The organism is Pseudomonas prosekii (assembly GCF_900105155.1).
In the GTDB taxonomy this organism is placed as follows: Bacteria; Pseudomonadota; Gammaproteobacteria; order Pseudomonadales; family Pseudomonadaceae; genus Aquipseudomonas; species Aquipseudomonas prosekii.
Genome location: NZ_LT629762.1, coordinates 3,707,513 through 3,730,929 on the forward strand (window position 1 = coordinate 3,707,513; position 23,417 = coordinate 3,730,929).

At 61.4% G+C, this 23,417-nt stretch carries 24 protein-coding genes; 13 read left to right on the forward strand and 11 right to left on the reverse strand.

Going from position 1 to position 23,417, the window contains the following annotated elements; all coding sequences use genetic code 11:
• Window positions 1-39 precede the first annotated feature (39 nt).
• Window positions 40-675, forward strand: a complete 636-nt coding sequence (locus BLU01_RS16820) for a pseudouridine synthase (RefSeq protein WP_092277675.1) — start codon at window positions 40-42, stop codon at window positions 673-675.
• Here the strand turns inward: BLU01_RS16820 and BLU01_RS16825 are convergent.
• Both BLU01_RS16825 and BLU01_RS16830 read right to left on the reverse strand, forming a co-directional pair.
• Complete coding sequence (locus tag BLU01_RS16825) at window positions 670-879, reverse strand: DUF2788 domain-containing protein (protein WP_092277677.1); 210 nt, start codon at window positions 877-879, stop codon at window positions 670-672. The two genes, BLU01_RS16820 and BLU01_RS16825, sit on opposite strands and share 6 nt — an antisense overlap.
• 147 nt (window positions 880-1,026) lie before the next feature.
• The gene (locus tag BLU01_RS16830) at window positions 1,027-1,506 is read right to left on the reverse strand and encodes an Lrp/AsnC family transcriptional regulator (RefSeq protein ID WP_007937367.1); all 480 of its coding nucleotides are present in this window, start codon (window positions 1,504-1,506) and stop codon (window positions 1,027-1,029) included.
• A 452-nt stretch (window positions 1,507-1,958) separates the two neighbouring features.
• On the opposite strand from BLU01_RS16830, the gene BLU01_RS16835 reads away from it, so the two are divergent.
• A complete protein-coding gene (locus tag BLU01_RS16835; protein WP_092277679.1) occupies window positions 1,959-3,014 on the forward strand; it encodes a DUF6515 family protein in 1,056 nt (351 codons plus the stop codon).
• Here the strand turns inward: BLU01_RS16835 and BLU01_RS16840 are convergent.
• A complete protein-coding gene (locus BLU01_RS16840) occupies window positions 2,999-3,904 on the reverse strand; it encodes a cation diffusion facilitator family transporter (protein ID WP_092277681.1) in 906 nt (301 codons plus the stop codon). The genes BLU01_RS16835 and BLU01_RS16840 overlap by 16 nt on opposite strands.
• A gap of 28 nt (window positions 3,905-3,932) precedes the next feature.
• A complete protein-coding gene (locus tag BLU01_RS16845) occupies window positions 3,933-4,352 on the reverse strand; it encodes a polyribonucleotide nucleotidyltransferase (protein ID WP_092277683.1) in 420 nt (139 codons plus the stop codon).
• 273 nt (window positions 4,353-4,625) lie between these two features.
• On the opposite strand from BLU01_RS16845, the gene hrpB reads away from it, so the two are divergent.
• Complete coding sequence (gene hrpB / locus BLU01_RS16850) at window positions 4,626-7,142, forward strand: ATP-dependent helicase HrpB (RefSeq protein WP_092277685.1); 2,517 nt, start codon at window positions 4,626-4,628, stop codon at window positions 7,140-7,142.
• 79 nt (window positions 7,143-7,221) lie between these two features.
• Here the strand turns inward: hrpB and BLU01_RS16855 are convergent, their stop codons facing one another.
• Both BLU01_RS16855 and BLU01_RS16860 read right to left on the reverse strand, forming a co-directional pair.
• Window positions 7,222-8,301: an endonuclease/exonuclease/phosphatase family protein gene (locus BLU01_RS16855; protein WP_092277687.1), complete on the reverse strand. Its 1,080-nt coding sequence runs from the start codon at window positions 8,299-8,301 to the stop codon at window positions 7,222-7,224.
• Window positions 8,302-8,375: 74 nt separating this feature from the next.
• Window positions 8,376-9,050 (reverse strand): YciC family protein, encoded by a 675-nt coding sequence (locus BLU01_RS16860; RefSeq protein WP_092277690.1) that lies wholly within the window; start codon window positions 9,048-9,050, stop codon window positions 8,376-8,378.
• Between the two features lie 177 nt (window positions 9,051-9,227).
• On the opposite strand from BLU01_RS16860, the gene BLU01_RS16865 reads away from it, so the two are divergent.
• The 3 genes from BLU01_RS16865 to BLU01_RS16875 all read left to right on the forward strand — a co-directional run bounded on the left by BLU01_RS16865 (window position 9,228) and on the right by BLU01_RS16875 (window position 11,267).
• Window positions 9,228-9,992: a DUF2076 domain-containing protein gene (locus BLU01_RS16865; RefSeq protein WP_092277692.1), complete on the forward strand. Its 765-nt coding sequence runs from the start codon at window positions 9,228-9,230 to the stop codon at window positions 9,990-9,992.
• Window positions 9,993-10,153: 161 nt separating this feature from the next.
• Window positions 10,154-10,633, forward strand: coding sequence for a LabA-like NYN domain-containing protein (locus tag BLU01_RS16870; protein WP_054616703.1), 480 nt, complete (start codon window positions 10,154-10,156; stop codon window positions 10,631-10,633).
• Window positions 10,634-10,655: 22 nt separating this feature from the next.
• Window positions 10,656-11,267, forward strand: coding sequence for a 3'-5' exonuclease (locus BLU01_RS16875; protein ID WP_092277694.1), 612 nt, complete (start codon window positions 10,656-10,658; stop codon window positions 11,265-11,267).
• Window positions 11,268-11,374: 107 nt separating this feature from the next.
• Here the strand turns inward: BLU01_RS16875 and BLU01_RS16880 are convergent, their stop codons facing one another.
• Complete coding sequence (locus tag BLU01_RS16880; RefSeq protein ID WP_092277696.1) at window positions 11,375-11,821, reverse strand: Lrp/AsnC family transcriptional regulator; 447 nt, start codon at window positions 11,819-11,821, stop codon at window positions 11,375-11,377.
• A 162-nt stretch (window positions 11,822-11,983) separates the two neighbouring features.
• Here BLU01_RS16880 and yedA point away from each other — a divergent pair, with 162 nt between their 5' ends.
• Both yedA and BLU01_RS16890 read left to right on the forward strand, forming a co-directional pair.
• Window positions 11,984-12,910 carry a drug/metabolite exporter YedA gene (yedA, locus tag BLU01_RS16885; protein WP_092277698.1) on the forward strand — a complete coding sequence of 309 codons (927 nt, stop codon included), beginning with the start codon at window positions 11,984-11,986 and terminating at the stop codon, window positions 12,908-12,910.
• A 65-nt stretch (window positions 12,911-12,975) separates the two neighbouring features.
• Window positions 12,976-14,310 carry a DEAD/DEAH box helicase gene (locus BLU01_RS16890; RefSeq protein WP_092277700.1) on the forward strand — a complete coding sequence of 445 codons (1,335 nt, stop codon included), beginning with the start codon at window positions 12,976-12,978 and terminating at the stop codon, window positions 14,308-14,310.
• A gap of 182 nt (window positions 14,311-14,492) precedes the next feature.
• Here the strand turns inward: BLU01_RS16890 and BLU01_RS16895 are convergent, their stop codons facing one another.
• Both BLU01_RS16895 and BLU01_RS16900 read right to left on the reverse strand, forming a co-directional pair.
• Window positions 14,493-15,734, reverse strand: coding sequence for a TIGR03862 family flavoprotein (locus BLU01_RS16895; RefSeq protein ID WP_197675595.1), 1,242 nt, complete (start codon window positions 15,732-15,734; stop codon window positions 14,493-14,495).
• Window positions 15,735-16,016: 282 nt separating this feature from the next.
• On the reverse strand, window positions 16,017-16,937 hold the full coding sequence (locus BLU01_RS16900) for a histone deacetylase family protein (RefSeq protein ID WP_092277704.1): 921 nt from the start codon (window positions 16,935-16,937) through the stop codon (window positions 16,017-16,019).
• 87 nt (window positions 16,938-17,024) lie between these two features.
• Here BLU01_RS16900 and BLU01_RS16905 point away from each other — a divergent pair, with 87 nt between their 5' ends.
• The 3 genes from BLU01_RS16905 to BLU01_RS16915 all read left to right on the forward strand — a co-directional run bounded on the left by BLU01_RS16905 (window position 17,025) and on the right by BLU01_RS16915 (window position 19,160).
• Window positions 17,025-17,594, forward strand: coding sequence for a GNAT family N-acetyltransferase (locus BLU01_RS16905; protein ID WP_092277706.1), 570 nt, complete (start codon window positions 17,025-17,027; stop codon window positions 17,592-17,594).
• A gap of 106 nt (window positions 17,595-17,700) precedes the next feature.
• Window positions 17,701-18,570 carry an acyl-CoA thioesterase II gene (tesB, locus tag BLU01_RS16910; RefSeq protein ID WP_092277708.1) on the forward strand — a complete coding sequence of 290 codons (870 nt, stop codon included), beginning with the start codon at window positions 17,701-17,703 and terminating at the stop codon, window positions 18,568-18,570.
• Window positions 18,567-19,160, forward strand: coding sequence for an HAD family hydrolase (locus BLU01_RS16915; protein WP_092277710.1), 594 nt, complete (start codon window positions 18,567-18,569; stop codon window positions 19,158-19,160). Before tesB ends, BLU01_RS16915 begins: the two co-directional genes overlap by 4 nt.
• Before the next feature lie 118 nt (window positions 19,161-19,278).
• Here the strand turns inward: BLU01_RS16915 and BLU01_RS16920 are convergent, their stop codons facing one another.
• Window positions 19,279-20,238, reverse strand: coding sequence for an alpha/beta fold hydrolase (locus BLU01_RS16920; RefSeq protein WP_092277712.1), 960 nt, complete (start codon window positions 20,236-20,238; stop codon window positions 19,279-19,281).
• Window positions 20,239-21,132, reverse strand: coding sequence for a KPN_02809 family neutral zinc metallopeptidase (ypfJ, locus tag BLU01_RS16925; RefSeq protein WP_092277714.1), 894 nt, complete (start codon window positions 21,130-21,132; stop codon window positions 20,239-20,241).
• 253 nt (window positions 21,133-21,385) lie between these two features.
• On the opposite strand from ypfJ, the gene BLU01_RS16930 reads away from it, so the two are divergent.
• Together BLU01_RS16930 and BLU01_RS16935 are read left to right on the forward strand one after the other, a co-directional pair.
• Window positions 21,386-22,162 carry an IclR family transcriptional regulator gene (locus tag BLU01_RS16930; RefSeq protein WP_092277716.1) on the forward strand — a complete coding sequence of 259 codons (777 nt, stop codon included), beginning with the start codon at window positions 21,386-21,388 and terminating at the stop codon, window positions 22,160-22,162.
• 240 nt (window positions 22,163-22,402) lie between these two features.
• Window positions 22,403-23,281: a DMT family transporter gene (locus BLU01_RS16935; protein ID WP_092277718.1), complete on the forward strand. Its 879-nt coding sequence runs from the start codon at window positions 22,403-22,405 to the stop codon at window positions 23,279-23,281.
• Window positions 23,282-23,417 lie beyond the last annotated feature (136 nt).

Sequence of the window (23,417 nt, forward strand, 5' to 3'; positions counted from 1 at the left end):
TAGCATTAGCAGCCCTGACCGTTAGATGTTCCTTTTGCCATGTCCCGTCCTCAACGTCCCGTTTCCCGCCGCCCTGGCGCGAATACTCAGCAATCTGCCGCGCGCCGTGTCGCCAAAGCGCCGCCGGCCGAGCCGAAGCTGATCCTGTTCAACAAACCGTTTGATGTGCTGACGCAATTCAGCGACGGCGAAGGGCGGGCGACGCTCAAGGATTACATCGAGATTCCGGGGATTTACCCGGCCGGACGCCTGGACCGCGACAGCGAAGGCTTGCTGTTGCTGACCAATGACGGACAACTGCAGGCGCGCATCGCTGACCCGAAACACAAACTGGCCAAGACCTATTGGGTGCAAGTGGAAGGCGAGCCGAGCGCCGAGCAGTTGCAGCGCTTGCGTGATGGCGTCGAGCTGAACGATGGCATGACCTTGCCCGCCGAGGCGCGACAGCTTGAAGAACCTGAACTGTGGCCGCGCAACCCGCCAGTGCGTTTTCGCAAAAGCGTGCCGACCAGTTGGCTGGAACTGGTGATTCGTGAGGGGCGCAATCGGCAGGTGCGGCGCATGACGGCGGCGGTGGGTTTGCCGACGTTGCGTCTGGTGCGGGTCAAAATCGGCGACTGGTCGATCGATGGGCTCGATCAGGGCCAGTGGAAGGAAGTGCCGGCGCGCTTATGACGAGCCGTTTTCGATGTAGGCGATAACCACGCTTTTGATGATGAACGCGAGAATCCCCAGGCCCAGCACGAAGAACAGAATGAACGTGCCGAACTTGCCGGCCTTGGACTTCTTCGCCAGATCCCAGACGATAAAACCCATGAAACCGATCAGGATGGTGACCAGGCCGGTCATCATCCACTCTTCGAATAGTGCAGGATCCATCGAACATCTCCAGCGCGGGCAGGGCTAAAAGGGCGGGGGCGAGTATACGGCATGCGCTGATCGCGGGGCATTGACCTGCGTCGGGAAGCTGATCGTTCCCATGCAGAGCGTGGGAACGACCAACCGGGGCAAGCCCCCTCGCCACGATCAACTGCGCAGATGGGTCAGCGGCAATTCGGTGCTGTTCAACACCTGGTTCAACACAAAACTCGAGCGAACGCTGGTCACGCCTTCAATCCGGGTCAAATGGCCCAGCAGCAGCTTCTGATAGTGATCCATGTCCGGCACCACCACTTTCAACTGGTAATCGGCATCCATTCCCGTCACCAGGCTGCATTCCAGCACTTGCGGCAAGGTGCGGATCGCCGCTTCGAAGTTCTCGAAACGCTCGGGCGTGTGCCGGTCCATGCCGATCAGCACGTACGCCGTGAGGCTCAGGCCGAGCATCTTGCGGTCCAGCAGCGCGACCTGACGCGAGATGTAACCGTCGTCCTCCAGCTGTTTAACGCGGCGCGAGCAGGGTGAAGGCGACAGGCCGATGCGTTCGGCCAGCTCCTGGTTGGAAATGCGCGCGTCACGCTGCAATTCCGCCAAAATGCTCAGGTCGTATCGGTCGAGTTTGCTCATCAATCAGTCCTTTGTCGTAACTATTGCGGCGGATTATCTATCCAGGGTTAAAAATTGCGCAAGTGATGTTTAATTCAGCAATCTTCGCAATCCTGTGCCAGCGCCTCGAGCCTATTCTTAACACCAGAATCACTGCTCGGACAAACAGTCCACAGCGGCTCGCCCAATCAGGCCAGCTGCGGCCGCCAGCCCCCACCGGGGATGCGCCGGCCCCCGAGCTACACACTGTCCAGAAGACGGCGTGAGGTGAGCCAACGTCAAAAGCGTTGAGCACGGACGAAGTTCTCAAAGGGAGGCCGACGGGTCTCCCTTTTCTTTTGCCCGCGATTTATTGCAGGACGTTGAGCCAATCAGCGCTCAATAAATAAGTTGCGTGACTGATAACCTGTTGCAGAACAAGCCTGTGCTTTCCCAGTCTTACGTACAGGTCCTAACCCGCAGTGAGGAAGAGCATGAAGTCGCGCATCTGGCGTTTGGCCGGTGTTGGTTTGCTGTGTGTAAGTGTCAGCGCGCAAACGCTCGCCGATGACCCGCAAAGTCGCGGCCCGCAGGGTGGACAGCGCGGGCCGGAGCAGCAGGGTAACAATCAGGGCCGTGGTGGTGAGCAGCAGAATCAGCCGCGACCGCAGAATAACCAGATTATTCGTGGCGACAACAGCCGCCAGTTCGAGCACAACGGTCAGAACCAGAACCACGATCAAAACCGCGATCATAACCAGAACGGCCAATGGCAGAACCGTGGCCCGCGGGATGCCAATACGCAAGTTCGCCCGGCGCCGCCACCGCCGCAGCTGCCGGCCAACAGCCTGCCGATCCAGCCCCGGCCCGACGCCGTGCGCCAGACCCAGGAACCGCGCCGTGGTTACTATCAGGACATCCCGCGGCGCAACGATAACAACCAGCATTGGCAGGCTGGCGGCCAAGGTTCACGACCCGATGATTATCGTTGGATAGGTCGCCCGAGTGGCCACGGCAACGGTTGGGGACCGGGCCCGCAGTATCGTCCCGGACAGATGGTCGACCGCTTCCCGGACCGCGATTTCCGCGTGCCGTACCGTGGCCAGGATTACTACTATTCCGGCGGCTACTGGTATCGCCCGCAAGGTCCGCGTTATGTGGTGGTGCAGCCGCCGCGCGGGATTCGCGTGCAATACATGCCCGATTACGCGCGCGAAGTGTGGGTCGGTGGCGCGTTGCTGTTCCTCGCCGCCGGTTCGTATTACGCCTACCAACAAAGCACTCAGGATTACGTGGTGGTCGAGCCGCCGGTCGGCGTTGCACCGCAGCAACCGACCAGCACTGGGATCGACGTGACGGCGTACCCGGCCAATGGCCAGTCGCCGCAGCAAGTCGCCCAGGACGGTTACGAGTGCTCGCAATACGCGACGCAGCAAAGTGGCTTCAACCCGCAAACCGCCACGTATCAGCCTGATCCATCGGTGGTGCAGGCCTATCGACAGGCGCAGGGCAACTGCCTGGCCAGTCGCGGTTATCAGGTGACGTTCTGAGCCTTGGCGGCCAACACCACTTCCTGCGGGTCGGCGTGCACCAGCACTTCGGCTCGCGGGTAAGCGGCGTGAATCGCCTCGGCGGCTTGATCGCTGATGCCGTGGGCGACTGACAGCGTCAGTTCCCCCGGCAACTCCAGATGCAACTGCACAAACCAGTGATTACCGGAAATCCGCGTGCGCAGGTCATGCGCGCCCAACACGCCGGGCACCGCGCAGGCCAATTCGAGCATGTGCTGGCTGACATCCGTCGGCAGCTCCTCGTCCATCAGCACGGCAAAACTTTCCCGGGCGATCTGCACCGCGCTCCAGAGAATGTACGCGGCAATCCCCAGACCAAACCACGCATCCAGTTGATTGAAACCAAACCCGGCGAGCACCAGCGCCAGCAAAATGCTGCCGTTGAGCATCAGGTCGGAACGGTAATGCAGCGAGTCGGCGCGCACGGCGTTGGAGCCAGTGGCCTTGATCACCCGATGCTGCAACATCAGCAACGCCACGGTCAGCGCCAAGGAGAAAACAATTACGCCGATGCTCACCCACGGCGCGCCGACCGGCTCCGGATGTTGCAAGCGATCAAACGCGTGAAACGCGATCAACACCGCACTGCCGCCGATGAACAACGCCTGCGCCATGCCCGACAACGATTCAGCCTTGCCGTGGCCGTAACGGTGATCGTCATCCGCCGGGCGCAAGGCGTAATGCACCGCGAGCAAATTGAGCAACGAGGCGATGCCGTCGAGCGCCGAGTCGGTCAGCCCGGCGAGCATGCTCACCGAGCCGCTCAACCACCAGGCAATGGCTTTCGCAACAATCAACGTGCAAGCCACCGCCACCGAGGCGCGGGTCGCCAATCGCAGCAGGCGAGCGTGTTCGAGGCTGGTGGTCATAGCTGCGGCATGTCCTTTAAGTGCGCAATCAGGCGGCAGGTTGCAGGCCGAACATCGCCAGTTGCTGCGTGCTGCCCTTGTGCTGAATCAGGCGTGGATCGTCGAGCGGGAAGCTGCGGCCCAGTTCGGTTTCAAGAATGGTCTGCAACTTGCGGTTATCCACCTGACCGTCCGGGCCGATGGCTTCCTTGAGTTTCTCCGGCGCCACTTGCGCGGTCTTGCCCGGCTCGAAATAAATCGCGCCAGTGGCAAAATCCACGGCAAACGCAATCAGCCCGGGAATCACGTAAAACAGCAGGCCGACGGCATCGAGCACGGCGATCGCCGGGTCAATCTTGCCGTCGATCTGGCCACGCCGGTCAGGATAGAAAATCGATCCGCAAGCAGTGACTTGGGTCAGCAAGGTCGCGACCAGCACACCGCCGATCAGGCGAAAAGGAATACGCATGGAAAAAATCTCCTGAGTCATCTGGAAACGAAGCGTCGTCGATACGAATTAGGACCGCAACGAACACTTGGCAGTTCGCCGTTATACTCGCGGCGGCAGGGCGTGCCCACAGTAAATTGCGCCCGCGTCTCACCCCTAGTGCAATCGCTGAGGATTGAAGTTGTTTTTTTCAGATCGACAACGTGTAAAGGCCAATGAATTTTTTTGCGGTTCGGCCCTTCGGGCTGAAATTGCGACTCGCAATTTACTGTGGGCACGCCCTGTGGAGCCAGCATGAATTCTCTGCCGATTGATGAAGTTTTACCCGCGCTGCGTGAAGCCTTGGCGACGCGCCATGAAGCGGTGCTCGAAGCGCCGCCCGGTGCCGGTAAAACCACGCGCGTGCCGTTGGCCTTGTTGCATGAGCCGTGGCTGGCCGGGCAGACCATTCTGATGCTTGAACCACGGCGGCTGGCGGCGCGGGCGGCGGCGGAGCGTTTGGCCAGTGAGCTCGGCGAAACCGTCGGCGAAACCGTCGGTTATCGCATTCGACTGGACAGCAAAGTCGGGCCGAACACGCGTATCGAAGTGGTCACCGAAGGCATTCTCACCCGGCGTTTGCAGGATGATCCGGCGCTGGATGGCGTCGGTTTGCTGATCTTCGATGAATTTCACGAACGCAGCCTCGACGCCGATCTGGCGCTGGCCCTGAGCCTGAATGGCCGCGAACTGTTTCGTGACGACCAGCCGCTGAAGATCCTGCTGATGTCGGCGACGCTGGAAGGCGAGCGCCTCGCCGGGTTGCTCGACGACGCGCCGATCCTGCGCAGCGAAGGCCGCATGTACCCGGTGGCGATGCGCTGGGGCCGACCGTTTCAACCCGGGGAATTCATCGAGCCACGTTTGGTCCAGACCATCCTCGAAGCCCTGAACGACGAAAGCGGCAGCGTCCTGGTGTTCCTGCCGGGGCAAGCGGAGATTCGTCGGGTGCATCAGCAATTGGCCGACGCGCTGGGCGCGAGCTCGCCGGTTTTGCTTTGTCCGTTGCACGGTGAACTGGACCTCGCTGCGCAACGTGCGGCGATTGATCCGGCGCCCGCCGGCCAACGCAAAGTGGTGCTGGCGACCAACATCGCCGAGACCAGCCTGACTATCGATGGCGTGCGCGTGGTGATCGATGCCGGATTGGCGCGGGTCCCGCGTTTCGATCCGGGCAGCGGCATGACCCGTCTCGACACGCAGCGCATCTCCCGCGCCAGCGCCACGCAACGTGCCGGCCGGGCCGGGCGCCTGGAGCCGGGCGTGTGTTATCGCTTGTGGTCGCAAGACCAGCACGAACAATTGGCTGCCTACGCGAGCGCGGAAATACTCTCGGCGGACCTCGCCGGTCTGGCGTTGCAGCTCGGGCGTTGGGGCGTGGCGCCGGGGCAATTGGTCTGGCTCGATATTCCGCCCGCCGCCGCTTATGCCCAGGCGCAGGATTTGCTTGAGCGCCTCGGCGCACTCGACGGCGAAGCGTTGACCGCTCATGGCCAGGCAATGGCGCAGTTGCCGGCGCATCCACGCATCGCGCACTTACTGTTGCGCGGGCAAGCGCTGGGGCTGGCGGAGATGGCGTGCGACGTCGCGGCGCTGCTCGGTGAACGCGATATCTTGCGCGGTGCGGGCGCCGATCTGCACAGTCGGCTGGTGTTGTTGTCCGGCGAAGAACGCGCCGCGCGCGGTGCTCAGGGCGGTGTGCAACGGGCTCGGCAATTGGCGCGGCAATATCGCGGTTATCTGCGCGGCAAAGCTTCGGCGCCGGTCAGCGATCCCGATCATCCACGCTGGCTCGGTGCCTTGCTGGCGCTGGCGTACCCGGACCGGGTCGCGCAACAACGCCGCGCCGGGGGGGCGGAATATCGCCTGGCCAACGGGCGCGCGGCGTTGTTTGCCGAGGCCGACAGTTTGATGAAGCAAGCGTGGCTGGTGATCGCCGACCTCGGCAGCCGTCAGGGTCAGCGTGAAGAACGGATTTATCTGGCGGCGGATTTTGATCCGGCGCTGTTTGACTCGGTGCTGGCCGAGCAGGTGCGCTGCGTCGATCAGCTGGATTGGGACGAGCGCGAAGGCGTGTTGCGCGCCGAGCGCCAGCGCAAGGTCGGCGAACTGATCCTCAGCCGCGAGCCGCTGACCGGGCTCGACGAAACGGCGCGCAGTCAGGCGTTGGTCAATCTGGTGCGGCGCAAGGGGCTGGAGCTGTTGCCGTGGACCCCGGAACTGCGTCAGTGGCAGGCGCGCGTCGCTTTGTTGCGCCAGTTGGACCTCGGCGGCAAGGGTGAAAGTGAATGGCCGGATGTCAGTGATGCGGCGTTGCTGAACAACCTCGAACATTGGCTGATGCCGTACTTGGGCAAAGTCTCGAGGCTCAGCCACTTCGCCAATCTGGACCTGTCAAGCATCGTCCATAACCTGCTGCCATGGCCGTTGCCGCAACGGCTTGATGAGCTGGCGCCGCACCATTTGAGCGTGCCGTCCGGTTCATCGATTCGGCTGGATTACAGTGAGCAACCGCCGATTCTCGCGGTGCGTTTGCAGGAACTGTTCGGCCTCGCCGAAACCCCGCGCATTGCCGGTGGCCGGCAAGTGGTCAAGCTGCACTTGTTGTCGCCGGCGCGGCGCCCGGTGCAGGTGACGCAGGATCTGGCGAACTTCTGGCGCAGCACGTATGCCGAAGTGAAGAAGGATTTGAAGGGGCGTTATCCCAAGCATTACTGGCCGGATGACCCATTGGTGGCCGAGGCGACGGCGCGGATCAAACCGCGCAAATAGTCAGTTGGATCGGCGCTGCGGCATTCGCGAGCAGGCTCACTCCCACAGAGATGGCCTGCTCTTGAAGCTTTGATTCGGACTACGGGGCCGCCGGCAACAGAAACCGCGCAATCACTGGCAGGTGATCGGAGATGCGCAACGTGTCGTCCTGTCTCACCGTCGCTTCAACGCGTTTGATCCTCGGGCTGTAAAACAGATAATCCACCGTGCGATCCGGGCCATTGAGGCCGGGATCGTTCGGGTAATGGGTCAGCCATTGCGCGCGATTAACCCCGCTCGCCTCGCTGTTGCTGGGGATCATCGGGTATTTGTCCCACAACACATGCAATGCGCTGTCGGCAGAGAAGGGCGTGCGTTGCTCGGCGGGTAAACGTCGGTATTGGCCCAGCGGCAGCAGATTGAAATCGCCGCCAATCAACCACGGCGTGCCCCGGCCTTCATAGCGGTCGAGGACTTTGCCCACGGCGGTCACTTGCGCTTGCAGGGTGTCGTCCGGTTGAACAACGCGTTCCAGGTGAGTGTTGAGCACTGCGATCTGCCCGCCATCGCTCAGCGGCAGATAAGTCGCCAGCAAGGCGTTTTTCGGTTTGAACTGGCGGCTGATGAAGTTGGCTGGCGCCACCGGTAATTGCACGCGTTCGGCATGGCCGATCTGGTAGCGGCTCAACGTCGCCAATTGCCGGCCGACGCTGCCGAAGATGTGCGGCTCGGGGACAAAGTCGGCTTTCCAGTCGAAGGTGTGAGCGCTGCACGGGAACAGGTCGGAGACGCGTTCCTGGAGCAGTTTGAACTGGTTCTGATAGTCGCTGGCCTTGGCGCCGTCATCGAGTTCCTGCAACAGGACGATGTCGGGCTCTTCGTCGCGAATCACCCGCGCCACTTCATCCAGGCTGAATGCCATGTCTTCCTGGGTCGGGCTCTCGTCGTCGCCCTGTGCCAGGTCATTCCAGAACACATAGCGTTTGCCCGCCAGGTACTGGACGTTCCAGGTCATCACCTTCAGCGCCTGGCCGGGCACCAGCGTCGGCGCCTTCGCGGTGCAACTGACCGGCAACACTTCCTTGGCTTCGGGGCGCCAGGTCACGCTGTAAATCAATATTGCGCCGAGGCCGACAATCAGCAACAGGCTCAGCAGGGTGTAGCGCAGGAGACGGGTCATTGGCTCGGCTTATAGCGTTACAAAGAGGCCCCGAGCATACCCGAGAGCGCTGCCTGCGCCCAACGGTAGAGCGGTCAGACTATTCGGTCATTTTTGTCAGGCGCTTCGCCGACCAGCATGAACATACGGAAAAGGACCACGCTGGTGAACAGTTGCAGGAAGCTGTGGGCGCTGTCGATCAGCCAGCTGAGCACGGGGTTCTGTGGTTGTGGATAGAACTCGAGACTCAGACCCTTGAGCAGCCACAACGGCGCCATCACCGCCAGAATGCACACCAGAATCCGCAGGAAATGGCCGCGCGTCAGACGCAGGCTTTCCTTCATTGCCGCCAGTGGCGCCATGCCGCGCAGCACCAGCAAATACTCGGCGAACGCCAGTGTCACCATCAGCCAGATACCCGGCAGGAAATACAGTGACAGGCCCAGCAAAATCAGCAATGTGTTGAGCGCGGTCAGCAGCGCAAAGCGTGGCCACAGGGTGGTGGACATCGCCAGCAGGTCGCGGGTGCGCGGCGATTCGCCACGGCTGCGCGCGTCGAGAAACAGAATCAGCGCGGCGGTGTACAGCGGATACACCAGCAAACCGACCAGCACGCTGTAACCGGGGAAACCTTCCGGGCTGGTGGCGTTGTCGACGATTTGTTGCAGGAACGCCTCGAACATCACCAGCGGCAAGCACAGTTGCACGATCTGGCCCAGATTGCGCTTGAAGAAATACAGGGAGTCACGCAGCACTTCGAACGGATTCATCAGTTGGTATCGCAGGTTAAAAGCAGTGCCACACTTTAACCGATGATGCGCTGGGGGGCGCAAAGGTAAACGTTCGGTAAAGGCCGTTGAAACATCTTGTATCAGCCCCATAACTGTCAGGCACCTTATCCACGGTGGATGAGGGGGACGATATTCCCGGCAATCTATGAGGTCGCCATGAACAGCGAAGAACAAACCCTGATCGATGGACTGTTTTCACGGCTGCAACAGGCCGAAACGGATGCAGCCCCGCGCGACGCCCAGGCCGAGGCGCGGATCAAGGAACACCTGACGCGGCAGCCCGCTGCGGGCTATTTCATGACCCAGGCGATTCTGGTTCAAGAGGCGGCGCTCAAAAGTCTCGATCAGCAGAACAAGCAACAGGCGCAACAGATCCAGCAGTTGCAGGCCGAACTGCAACACGCCAAGTCGCAGGCCCCGGCGGCGTCGGGTGGTGGATTTTTGTCGAGCATCTTCGGCGGTGGCTCGCGCGATTCGCAGCCTGCGCCAAATCCGAATCCGAATCCGAGCGCAGCACCGGCCAGCGGCGGCTGGCGCGAACCGGCCCGGCCGTCCTTCAATTCGCCAGCGCCGCAGCAGAGCGTCCCACCGCAGCAGGGCTACGCCGCCCAACCACAGGCGTCCAGTTTCCTCGGTGGCGCACTGAAAACCGCTGCCGGCGTGGCCGGTGGGGTGATGCTGGCGGAAGGCATCAGCAGCCTGTTCCACGGCGGCCATCAACCGCAGGAAATCGTCGAAATCATTCGCGAAGAACCGGCGCACGCCAATGATCAAAACGCCACTGATCAAAACGGCAATGACTGGAGCAACGACCAGCAGATGGCCGGCAACGACACCAGCGATCAGGGCAATTTCAGCGACGCCGACTTCAGCGATGACAGCTCGTCATTCTTCGGCGGCGACGACGATTCGTTCATCTGACCCACCACTCGTCCGGGGCGCGGCCGCGCTCCGGGCTGATTATTCGCGGAACAATCCTTCAGGCTGGCATACTGGGCGACTTTTCGGGCCAGGTGCCTGATCCAAGCCTGCGCACGTTTGCGTCAAGAGCTCAGGCGCTTGCGTGCCAATAGGAAGCAGCGATGAAAAAAATCGCAGTGTTTGCCGACGTTCAAAACCTCTATTACACCGTGCGTCAGGCCTATGGTTGCCACTTCAACTATGCGGCGCTGTGGGCTGATATCAGCAAACAGGGCGAAATCGTCGAGGCTTATGCCTACGCGATCGATCGCGGCGACAGCAAGCAGCAGCAGTTCCAGCAGATCCTGCGCAATCTGGGTTTCGTGGTGAAACTCAAACCCTACATCCAGCGCAGCGATGGCTCGGCCAAGGGCGATTGGGATGTCGGCATTACGCTCGATATCATGGACGCCGCCGACCACGTCGACGAAGTGGTGCTGGCCTCCGGCGACGGTGATTTCGACATGTTGCTGGAGCGCATCATCAGCAAACATGGCGTGCAAGCCGTGGCGTATGGCGTGCCGGGGCTGACCGCGAATTCGCTGATCCGCGCCGCCAGCCGCTACGTGCCGATCGAAGGCGCGCTGCTGCTCAAGAATTGATTTTTACGGAGTTGAAACAGGTTTGGAACGCATAGCAGTCATCGACTTTGAAACCACCGGGATCTCCCCGAGCAGCAGCTGCCGGGCCACGGAAATCGCCGTGGTGATCCTCGAACAGGGGCGCATCGTCGAGCGTTACCAAAGCCTGATGAACGCTGGCGTGCGCGTGCCCGCCTTCATCGAACAACTCACCGGCATCAGCAACGCCATGCTGCGCACCGCGCCCTCGGCCGAGCAGGTGATGAACGAGGTCAACGAGTTTGTCGGCATCACGCCGTTGCTGGCGCACAACGCCGCGTTCGACCAGAAATTCTGGGATTTCGAGCTGGGGCGGATCAAACGCACGCGGTTGCAGAACTTTGCCTGCTCGCTGTTATTGGCCCGACGCCTGATGCCGGCGGCGCCGAATCACAAGCTCGGAACGCTGACCACCTTCGCCAGTCTGCCGCACACCGGCAAGGCTCACCGGGCGATGGCGGATGCGGAAATGGCCGCTAACCTGACCGCGCACCTTGCCGCCGAACTGCGCCAGACCCATGGCTTGCGCGAGTTGTCGCATGATCTGCTGGTCAGCCTGCAGAAAGTCCCGGCGGCGAAGATCAACGAACACCTCAAGCGCCATCGCGGCTTCTAGCGGGTGATGGTGCCTGGGCGGGCCCCTTCGCGGGCAAGCCTCGCTCCTGCCGGGCGATGAGTTCCGCGTAGGAGCGAGGCTTGCCCGCGAAGGCGTCACCCGCCTCACTACCTCCCTTCCAACTGCCCCAGCGGCACGCGCTTTTCTATCGCGCTCGACAGCACAATCGAGGTTTTGCTGAAGCCGAACTTGGCGATCCGGTTGATCAACTCTTCCAGTTCCGGCATCGATCCCACCGCCGCTTGCATAATCACGCACGGATCGCCCGTCACCCGATGGCATTCGGTCAGTTGCGGGATTTTGATCAGGTCGTCGTAGGTTTTCTGCTGGCCGTGCTGGTTCAGGCGCAGCTCGATCACGCACTGGATCGGCAGGCCGATCTTCGACATATCGACTTTCGCCTGATAACCGGTGATCACCCCGCACGCCTCAAGCTTGGCCACGCGCTCGGCCACGGCTGGCGCGGACAGGTTCACTTTGCGCGCCAGATCGGCGTAGGACGCGCGACCGTTTTCCAACAGGGCGCTGAGCAGCATGCGGTCGTACTTGTCCATGAACAATTCCTGAAAATGACCCGACTTTCGAATGCACGGTTTATAGCGCTGATCTCCGTGTTTTGAAAAGTGTACTGCTGCGATAAACAGGTTTTGTAACTTATTTTTAGCCGCTGGCCTTTCTAAACTATTGGCTCAATTTGACCTGTCTTCGAGCTGCCCATGCCTGGATTACGTCGTTTTCCCTTGCCGTTGATTGCTGCCTTCTTTGCGTTGTACGTGATTTGGGGTTCGACCTATCTGGTGATCCGCATCGGCGTCGAATATTGGCCGCCGCTGTTGCTGGCCGGGATTCGTTTTGTCATCGCTGGCACGTTGATGTATGCCTTCCTGCGCTGGCGCGGGGCGCCGGCACCGACGTGGGCGCAGTGGAAAGCGGCGGGCATCATCGGCATTTTGCTGCTGACCTGCGGCAACGGCGCGGTCAGTGTCGCCGAACACACCGGCGTGGCTTCCGGCGTTGCCGCCCTGGCGGTGGCAACGGTGCCGTTGTTCACCTTGCTGTTCGGCTATTTCTGGGGCGCGCGCAATACGCGGCTCGAATGGGCGGGTATTGTCCTGGGGCTGATCGGCATCGGCATGCTCAATCTTGGGACCAATCTGCAATCGAGCCCGCTGGGCGCGGCGTTGTTGATATTCGCCGCAGCGGCGTGGGCGTTCGGCTCGGTGTGGAGCAAACACCTGCCGCTGCCCCAGGGCGCGATGGCCAGTGCCGTGGAAATGCTCGTCGGCGGCGTCGCGCTGCTGATCGGCAGCGCGGTGAGCGGCGAGCACCTGCAAGCGATGCCGCCGCTGGAAGGCTGGGCGGCGTTGGCCTATCTGACATTTTTCGGCTCGATCATCGCGTTCAACGCTTACATGTACCTGCTGAAAAACGTGCGTCCGGCAGCGGCCACCAGTTATGCCTACGTCAACCCGGCGGTGGCGGTGATGCTCGGCATCGTGTTTGTCGGCGAAACCATTGGTATTGAAGAAGCGCTGGCGATGCTGGTGATCATCAGCGCGGTGGTGTTGATCGGCTTGCCGCAGTGGCGTCGGGCGCCGATTCGACCTGCGACGGTGGCGCCGACAGAATCGCGGGTGAATTAGGGTAAACTGCGCGCCATTGCACACTCGTTTTGCACAACCGCTCCGCATTTTTCTACGGTAATCCCATGACTTTCGCCTCCCTTGGCCTGATCGAACCCTTGCTGCGCTCTCTTGAGACGCTCGGCTACCAGACGCCTACGCCGGTTCAGGCGCAAGCCATTCCGGCCGTGCTGGCCGGTCGCGACCTGATGGCTGCGGCCCAGACCGGCACCGGCAAGACCGCCGGTTTCGCGCTGCCGCTGCTGCAGTTGCTGGCCATGGAAGGGCCGAAAGTAGCGTCCAACTCGGTACGCGCGCTGATCCTCGTGCCGACCCGCGAGTTGGCCGAGCAGGTTCACGAAGCCGTGCGCCAGTACGCCGAAAACCTGCCGTTGAGCACCTATGCGGTGTACGGCGGCGTCAGCATCAACCCGCAAATGATGAAGCTGCGCAAAGGGGTCGACGTGCTGGTGGCGACGCCGGGGCGTTTGCTCGACTTGTATCGGCAGAAAGCGCTCAAGTTCAATCAGCTGCAAACGCTGATCCTCGACGAAGCCGACCGCATGCTCGACCTCGGTTTCTCCGAGGAGCTGGGGAATATTTACCGCGTGCTGCCCAAGCAGCGGCAGACGCTGTTGTTCTCCGCGACGTTCTCCGATGCGATCCGCCTGCTCGCCGGGCAAATGCTCAACGATCCGCTGAGCATCGAAGTCAGCCCGCGCAACGTTGCTGCCAACACCGTCAAGCAATGGGTGGTGGTGGTCGACAAAAAGCGCAAACCGGAGCTGTTCATTCATTTGCTGCGCAAAGGCAAATGGAAACAGGTGCTGGTGTTCGCCAAGACCCGCAATGGCGTCGACGCGCTGGTGGAAAAACTCCAGGGCCTGGGCGTCAACGCTGATGGCATCCACGGCGACAAACCGCAGGCGACCCGTCAGCGCGCACTGGATCGTTTCAAGGCCAGTGAAGTGCAGATTCTGGTAGCGACCGACGTCGCGGCCCGTGGTCTGGACATCGAGGATTTGCCGCTGGTGGTCAACTTCGACCTGCCGATCGTGGCTGAGGATTACATCCACCGCATCGGCCGTACTGGTCGCGCGGGCGCCACCGGCGAAGCGATTTCGCTGGTGTGCGCGGACGAAGTGAATCAGTTGTCGGCTATCGAGATGCTTACGCGCCAGACCCTGACCCGCCAGACCGAGCAGGATTTCGAGCCTGAGCACCGGGTGCCGGATACCGATTCCAGTGGCCAGGTGGTCAAGAAACCGAAAAAACCGAAGAAGCCAAAAACCTCCGGTGGCAGCAAGCGCAACCTGGGTAAATGGGTCGAAAGTGGCGACGCCTCGGCGGTGGAACCTTCGATCAAACCTGTGCGTAAAGTGCCGGTGTTCAACACTGGGCCGCGCAAGAAAAAGCCTTGATCGCCTGAGGGGCGGCAAAGGATCGTTCCCACGCCGAGCGTGGGGACGATCAGTGACAAGGTTTGATTGGATCGGCGTCTGTCAGGGCGCCTTCGCGAGCAGGCTCACGCCTACATTTGATCTGGGTCGTTTGGAGATCCGGTGTAGGAGTGAGCCTGCTCACGATGAACGCGCCGCCGTCTTCAGTTATTACGCTGCAACCACTCCAAAATGCCGAATCCGGCCGCCCGCCCGCTGGCGAAACACCCGGTCAGCAGATAGCCGCCAGTCGGCGCCTCCCAGTCGAGCATTTCTCCCGCGCAGAACACGCCGGGCAATTGCTTGAGCATCAACCGTTCATCCATCGCCTCAAACGTCACGCCGCCAGCACTGCTGATCGCCTCATCCAGTGGCCGGGTTTTGACCAATGTCAGCGGCAACGCCTTGATCGCTTGGGCGAGCAATGCCGGGTCGGCGAAGCATTGCGCGTCAGTGAATTCGCGCAATAACGCCGCTTTCACACCATCGATCCCCAACTGACTGTGCAGATGTTTGGCCATCGACCGCGAGCCGCGCGGTTTGCTCAGCGCCGCCATGACTTTATCCACAGGCCTGCCCGGCAACAGATCGATATGCACAGTCGCCGAACCATGCTGATTGATCGCATCGCGGATCGGCGCCGAGAGCGCGTAGATCAAACTGCCTTCAATGCCAGTCGCGGTGATCACGCATTCGCCGAGTCGCGGCACGTCGTCATTCAACCCAATTGCGATGTTTTTCAGCGGCGCGCCGGCGAATTTGCTCACCAGCAATGCGCTCCAGGCCTGCACCTCGAAGCCACAATTACTCGGTTGCAGCGGCGCCAGTCCTACGCCGCGTTGTTCCAGAGGCAGCATCCACGCGCCGTCCGAGCCGAGACGCGACCAACTGCCGCCACCGAGGGCAAGCAGCGTCGCGTCGGGCTTCAAGGATTTTTCACCGTCGGGGCTGGCGACGTTGAGACTGCCGTCGGCATTCCAGCCGAGCCAGCGATGGCGGGTGTGGATACCTACGCCAGCATCGCGCAGGCGTTTGAGCCAGGCGCGCAGTAGCGGTGCGGCTTTCATGTCAGTAGGGAAGACCCGCCCGGAGCTGCCGACAAAGGTTTCGATGCCCAAGTCGTGAATCCATTGGCATAACGCCTCGGCGCCGAAGGCTCGCAGCAGTGGCGCGATGTGCGGCGCGCGTTCGGCGTAGCGCGAGAGGAAGGCCGGGTAGGCTTCGGAGTGCGTGATGTTCATGCCGCCGACGCCGGCCAGGAGGAATTTTCGTCCCACTGACGGCATGCCGTCGTACAGATCGACTTTGATTCCGGCCTGGCTCAATACCTCGGCGGCCATCAGGCCAGCGGGGCCACCGCCGATGATGGCGACGTGCGGGGGGAGGGCGGCGGGGGATTGCGTCATGGCGAGAGCTGCGGCGTGGCGGAATAAGCGGCGCATTCTACCAGCACCGATCAGGGGGTAGGAGCGAGGCTTGCCCGCGAAAGCGGTGTGTCAGGCAAATTGATTGTGGATGTGCAGGCGCCTTCGCGGGCAAGCCTCGCTCCTACGGGGATTTATGGTGTTGATAAGTGTGATCAAAAAACAACCAGTGTCCTGCAAGCTATACAACGCATGGGCTGCAGGCGCTTTCGCTCAGGTTATCCACAGGCAGTTCCACAGGCATTGTGGGTAACGCACCACGTTTCAGTGACAGCCTGATGACTGCCACACCCGTTGCGCGCTGTGATGGAGGATGCCGTGGCGGCGCGCCAAGGCCTGGCGATCCTTGCTGTAGCCGCCGCCAATCACGCCGACCACCGGGATGTCGCGGCCCAGGCAATGGCGCATCACGCTTTCATCGCGCGCGGCGACGCCTTCGTCGGTCAGCTTCAGGTAACCCAGGGCGTCGTCCTTATGCACATCGACCCCGGCGTCGTACAGCACCAGGTCCGGTTGGTAGAGCGGCAGCAAATAGTTGAGCGCGTCGTCGACGACCTGCAAGTAATCGGCATCGCCCATGCCTTTGGGCAACGGAATGTCCCAGTCACTTTCGGCTTTGCGTGCAGGAAAATTCTTCTCGCAGTGCAGGGAAACGGTCACCGCGTCCGGGGTGTTGCGCAGGATCCGTGCAGTTCCGTCGCCCTGGTGCACGTCGCAATCGAAGATCAACACGCGGTTGACCCGACCGCTTGCCAGCAGGTAATGGCTGATCACCGCCAGGTCATTGAAGATGCAGAACCCGGCCGGATAGTCGTAATGCGCGTGATGGGTGCCGCCGGCCAAGTGGCAGGCCAAGCCATGTTCGAGTGCCTGCTCGGCCGCCAGCAATGAGCCGCCGACCGCGCGCACCGTGCGCCGCGCCAGCGCTTCGTTCCACGGCAGACCGAGGCGGCGCTGGTCTTCGCGCGACAACTCGCCGCTCATGTAGCGCTCGATGTACGCCGGGTCATGGGCGAGGGCGAGAATCTCTGCCGGGCACAACGGCGGGCGCAGCAGGTCGGCGTCGCGGACCAGGCCGCTGTCGACCAAGTGATCGCGCAGCAGACGAAACTTGTCCATCGGGAAGCGGTGCTCCGCCGGGAACTCGGGGCTGTAGTCTTCGTGGTAGATCAGCGGCAAGGGCATTGTCAGATTTATCAACGACGGCAGTAGGAATAAGTGAACGATCCTACCAGCGATATAGACTCAATGGATTGAAACGGAGAGGGCACCATGGAGCCAATACTGCAACTCGAAAGCGCGCGACTGCTGTTGCGGCAGTGGAGCGACGAGGATTTGCCCCAGTTTGCGGCGATGTGCGCCGACCCGCAGGTGATGCGTTATTTCCCCGCGCCGTTGAGTCGGCTGGAATGTGCGTCGCTGATCGGGCGGATTCGCGGGCATTTTGCCGAACACGGTTATGGCTTGTGGGCGCTGGAGCGCAAGGACACCGGCGTGTTCATCGGTTTTACCGGGTTACTCGCGGTCGGTTTTGACGCCGCATTCACCCCGGCCACCGAGATCGGCTGGCGCCTGGCGCGTGAACATTGGGGGCTGGGTTACGCCAGTGAAGCGGCGTGGACTGCTCTGCGCTGCGGGTTTGATCGCTTGGCGCTGAAAGAGATCGTGTCGTTCACCACGCACACCAATCTGCCATCGCAGAAAGTCATGCAGGCAATCGGCATGCAACACGATCCACGTGACGACTTCGCGCATCCGCGCCTCGCCGCCGATCATCCGTTGCGCCAGCACGTGTTGTACCGCATCAGCCGTGAACAATGGCTGCAAACCTTGCATGGATAAGCCTGCGCGGACGTTTACAATGGTCGCCATGTTGGCCTGGGCCATTAACTGAATCGACCGCCGCAGCCAAGACTGCGCGGCATTGCTTTGTGTGAGGAGAGCCTGAATGAGCCAAGTGTTGGAAGACCTGGTAGACCTGCTGACCCTGGAACCGATTGAGGAAAACCTGTTCCGTGGTCGCAGCCAGGACCTGGGTTTCCGTCAGTTGTTCGGCGGTCAGGTGCTCGGTCAGTCGTTGTCGGCGGCCAGTCAGACGGTCGAAGAGGCGCGGCATGTGCACTCGATGCACGGTTATTTCCTGCGGCCGGGCGACGCCAAGTTGCCGGTGGTGTATCAGGTTGACCGGGTGCGCGATGGCGGCAGTTTCAGCACGCGCCGGGTCACGGCGATCCAGAAGGGCCATCCGATTTTCACCTGCAGCGCATCTTTCCAGTACGACGAAGAAGGCTTCCAGCATCAGACCGAAATGCCGCAAGTGGTCGGCCCGGAAAGCCTGCCGTCGGAACTCGAACTGTTCCAGCAGCGCGCGCATTTGATCCCGGAACACATGCGCGAAAAACTGCTCTGCCCGAAACCGATCGAAGTCCGCCCAGTGACCGAGAAAGACCCGTACAACCCGCAACCGGCGGACCCGATCAAGTACGTGTGGTTTCGCGCCGACGGCAATCTCGCCGACCTGCCGGCGCTGCACAAATACCTGCTGGCCTACGCCTCGGACTTCGGTTTGCTGACCACCTCGATGCTGCCGCACGGCAAATCGGTGTGGCAGAAAGATATGCAGGTCGCCAGCCTCGATCACGCTTTGTGGTTCCATTCCGATCTGCGCGCCGATGACTGGTTGCTCTACGCGATGGACAGTCCGTGGGCCGGCAATTCGCGCGGGTACTCCCGTGGCAGCGTGTTCAATCGCGCCGGGCAACTGGTGGCGTCGGTGACCCAGGAAGGGTTGATTCGCCATCGCAAGGATTGGGCATGAGCCTGACTGAAGTACGCCATTGGGTGTTCGACATGGACGGCACGCTGACGGTGGCGGTGCATGATTTCGCGGCCATTCGCGTGGCGCTGTCGATCCCGGCCGAAGACGACATTCTTACCCACCTCGCTGCACTGCCAGCCGCCGAAGCTGCGGCCAAACATGCGTGGCTGCTGGAGCATGAACGTGATCTGGCGCTGGGCTCGAAACCGGCGCCGGGTGCCGTGGAACTGGTGCGTGACCTGGCTGCGCGCGGTTATCGCCTGGGCATTCTCACGCGCAATGCGCGCGAGTTGGCGCATGTGACGCTGGAGGCCATCGGCCTGGCTGACTGCTTCGCGGTCGAGCATGTGCTGGGCCGCGACGAAGCGCCGCCAAAACCGCACCCCGGCGGTTTGCTGAAATTGGCCGAAGCGTGGAATGTGCCGGCGAGCGAGATGGTGATGGTCGGCGATTACCGTTTTGATCTGGATTGCGGGCGAGCGGCAGGCGCGCGGACAGTGCTGGTGAATCTGCCGGATAACCCGTGGCCGGAGCTGACGGATTGGCATGCTGCGGATTGTGTCGAGTTGCGGCGGATGCTTTTGGCTTAAGCGCTTTATTGCCTGTGGAATCGCCTTCGCGGGCAAGCCTCGCTCCTACACCGGCAATGCGTTTCTCTGTAGGAGCGAGGCTTGCCCGCGAAGGGGCCTGCTCAGGCACGCCAAAACCTCACTGACCAAACAAAACCTTCTGCCCCTCCGGCGAAGTAAAAATTCCCTTGCCGCTATGCCCGACCCCGGGCACTTCGACCAGACGCTGATTCACCCCTTGCGGATTGCGCCGCAACAGGTAGTTGAAGAAATTGCGCCCGCGGACCAATCGATTAGCGCCTTGCGCCTCGGCCTCACAACCGTTGTCGAGCGCCGGATGCTGTGGGTCGATATCGTCCTGACCGAGCAGATACGTCACGTCACGCTTGATGTAAACGCCTTCGATCTGCGACGCCGTTTGCCCGCTGGCATAGATCGGCATGTCGGTCAGACCATACTTCCAGCGATTAAAACCGCTGCAACGCGCGTGATCGAACGCCACCGGCCGCTGTTCATTGAAATAGGCATAAGACGAAGGATTGGCCACCACGTAGCGGATTTTCACTCCCGCAGCGCTGAGCGCCGGTTGCTCGTGCGCCAGCAATGCGTAGCGCTGGACCACTTGGCCGCCGCCGGAATGACCGGCGATGACGATTTGTTTCACGTCCGGAAACTGGCGGCGATCAGCGATGCGCTCGACGATTTGATCAAGCGCGCCGTAGGAACTCAGCGCAAACGGCGCGGTAGACAGGCCGCCAGCCATCCAGTCATTGCCCTGCCAGCGCAATACCGTGTCGGCGACCGAGAACAGCGCGACGTCTTTTTCATTGAGAAATTGCGGCGCGATCACCAGCGTCGTCGCACTTTGCCCGGCCAGGGCGGCGGCTTGTTCGGCGCTGCGGCGGTAGGTTTGCGAGTTGCGCAATCGGCCGTGCACGATGATCAGCACACGCTCGATTTTTTCCGGCGCCGGGCCAATGCCCACCGCCATCTCGCCTTCCTTCAAGAGCAATCGGCCGGGGCTGACTTCCTTGACCCCGGTATCGTCGGCCTGCGCACTGGCGCAGGCGAGCAACAGCAGTAACCAGCATTTATGCATTTACAGATTTTTCGCCGCAAAGGTGTCGCACTGGCCAACCTGGCCCTGGGCGAAACCGGTTTTGAACCAGCGCACCCTTTGCGCTGACGTGCCGTGAGTAAAGGAGTCCGGAACCACGCGGCCCTGACCTTGTTGCTGCAAACGGTCGTCGCCAATCGCGTTGGCGGCATTCAAGGCTTCCTCGATGTCGCCGGGTTCCAGCCAGTTCAGGCGCTGCTGCGCATTGTTGGCCCAGACTCCGGCCAGGCAATCGGCCTGCAATTCCTGGCGCACCAGTAAACCACCATCGCCTTCCATCTGCCGACCTTGCTGGCGGGCAGTCTGAATTTTCGCTGAAACGCCGAGCAGGGTCTGAACGTGGTGGCCGACTTCATGCGCGATCACGTAGGCCTGAGCGAAGTCGCCCGCGGCAGAAAAACGTTGCGACATTTCCTGGAAGAACGCCATGTCCAGATAGACCTTCTGATCGGCCGGGCAATAAAACGGCCCGGTCGCCGAGGTCGCGAGGCCGCACGCGGAATTCACTCGATTGCTGAACAGCACCAGCGTCGGGTTGCGGTATTGCTTGCCGGCCTGCTGGAAAACCTGGGCCCAGGTGTCTTCGGTATCGCCGAGGATCGAACGGACGAATTCCGCTTGCTGATCGTTGGCCGGCGGCGCTTTGCGCGTTTGCGTGGTGGCCGGCGCCGATTGCTCGCTCATCTGCCCGGTCAGTTGCCCGAGAATTTGCATCGGGTCCTGGCCGGTGATCCAGCCAATCCCGACGATCAACACGATTGCGGTCAGGCTCAGACCCTTGCCGCCACCAAAGCGCATCCCGCCGCCACCCCCGCCGACATCATCGCCCCGGGCATCGACCACGTTGTCGCTGCGTCGGCCTTTTTTCCATAGCATGTGGGAATCCTCTTTCTTTACTGGGGGAGATGCGTTGAGTGTCGTTGGTGGTCCGGCGTGGCGCCAGTCCGATCGTCTATCTTTTAACTGGGGCGGGCCGGCCACGTGCAGCGATGTATTGAGCGTGAATCGAGCGGCGAATTCCGTCGGCACTCGGCTATTTGTCGCAGGTCGGCGCAGTAGATGCCGGTTCCAGATTTTGCATTCATCGCACGATCTTTTAGAATCGGCCAAATTGTGTCGGGAGCCTTGCATGGCTGGCAGTCAGATCGAACGTGTTTTCAGTGTGCTCGAAAGCCTCACCAATGACCCGCGCGGCGTGCCGATGCAGACGCTGGCGGAGCAATTGGAAATCCCCAAAAGCGCGACCCATCGGCTGCTCGCCGAGCTGATTCGCCTGGGCTACGTGCGGCAGAACCCGGAGAACCTGCGTTATCACTTGTCGACCAAACTGGTGGCAATGGGTTTTCGCTACTTGTCGAGCAGCGGTGCCGACATCGTCCAACTCGTGCTCGACCGACTCGCCGAGGAAACCGGCGAACTGGTGCGCCTCGGCGTGATCGAAGGCGAGCGCCAGACCTGGATCGCGAAATCCCAGGGCGCCCGTTCCGGTTTGCGTTATGACCCGGACATGGGCCGCGATGCGCCGTTGTTCTACACCGCGTCGGGCCACGCGTGGCTGGCGTGCATGAGCGATGCCGAGGCGTTGTCGCTGGTCGAGCGCCAGGGCGGTGAGCGGCCCAAGGACCTCGGGCCGAACGCGCCGCGCTCCAATATTGAATTGCTCGAACGCCTGCGCCTGGCGCGTGAACAAGGTTATGCCTGGGTCGAAGAAAGCTCGGCGGTTGGTACCTCGGCAATTGCTGCGGTGGTGCGCCATCCGAGTGATGGCCGGGTGATCGGCGTGCTGAGCATCGCCGGGCCGAGCGCAAGAATGCCCGGCGCGCGATTGCATGAACTGGCGCCGCTGTTGTCGAAGTTTGCGGATGAGTTGTCGGCGGCGAGCCTGGCGTCGGAGCTGTTCACCTGAACTGCGCGCTCGCCGCAGAACTGTAGGAGCGAAAACCCTGTGGGAGCAAAGCTTGCTCGCGATGGCGGCGTTACAGTCGACATCTATGTTGAATGGGGAGGGACTCATCGCGAGCAAGCTTTGCTCCCACGGTGGTCCTCACTGAAATATTGGGCGTTGTTCGCACACTTTTATCTTTCGCCGCTACAAGAATCTGGAACCAGGTTCTAAATTGTTGGAATCAGATTCCAAAGGATTGCCATGACCATCAGCACGCCACTCTCCGGTGTAAACCAGCCCTTCAAAGGGATTTTGCTGATCGTTGCCGCAACGTTCCTGTTTTCCAGTCATGACGCGTTGTCGAAATACCTCTCCGGGTTTTACCCGATCGTCATGGTGGTGTGGGCGCGGTACGTGGTTCACACCTTGTTGATGGCAGGAATTTTTCTGCCGCAGTCCGGGTTACGCGTCCTACGCACCAAACGCCCATTGCTGCAGTTGGCGCGGGCGTTGTGCCTGCTCGGCACCAGTCTGTTTTTCACCACCGGCCTGCTGTATATCCCGCTGGCCGAAGCCACGGCGGTCAACTTTCTTGCGCCGGTCTTGGTGACTGCGCTGTCGGTGCCGCTGCTCAAGGAACACGTCACCCGTGGCCAATGGATCGCGGTGATCTGCGGGTTTGTCGGCGTGCTGATCATCGTCCACCCCGGCGGCGAACTGTTCACCCCGGCGGTGTTGCTGCCGTTCTGCTCGGCGATGTTTTTCTGCTTCTATCAGTTACTCACGCGCAAGCTCAGCCAGATCGACAGCCCGACCACCAGCAACTTCTTTGCCGGGTTGTGCAACACGTTGGTGATGAGCGCGCTGGTGCCGTTCTTCTGGCAGGTGCCGACGCTCGGGCATGGTCTGTTGATGCTGGCGCTGGGGAGTTGCGGGATGACCGCGCATTTGTTCCTGACCCAGGCCTTCCGCTACGCAGCCCCGGCGCTGTTGGCGCCGTTTGGTTATTGCCAGATTGTGTTCGCCGGGCTGCTCGGCTGGCTGCTGTTTGCCCACACACCAACGGTAACCACCGTGGTCGGGATCGCCGTGATTTGCTGCAGCGGGCTGGCGGCGGCGTGGCAGCAGAGTCGCCGGTGAAACCTTGGCGCTGAAACAAATGTGGAACACATAACTGTGGGAGCGAGCTTGCTCGCGATGGCGGTGTATCAGTCAGCAAAGATATTGACTGGTAGATCGCCATCGCGAGCAAGCTCGCTCCCACAGGGTAAAGGGT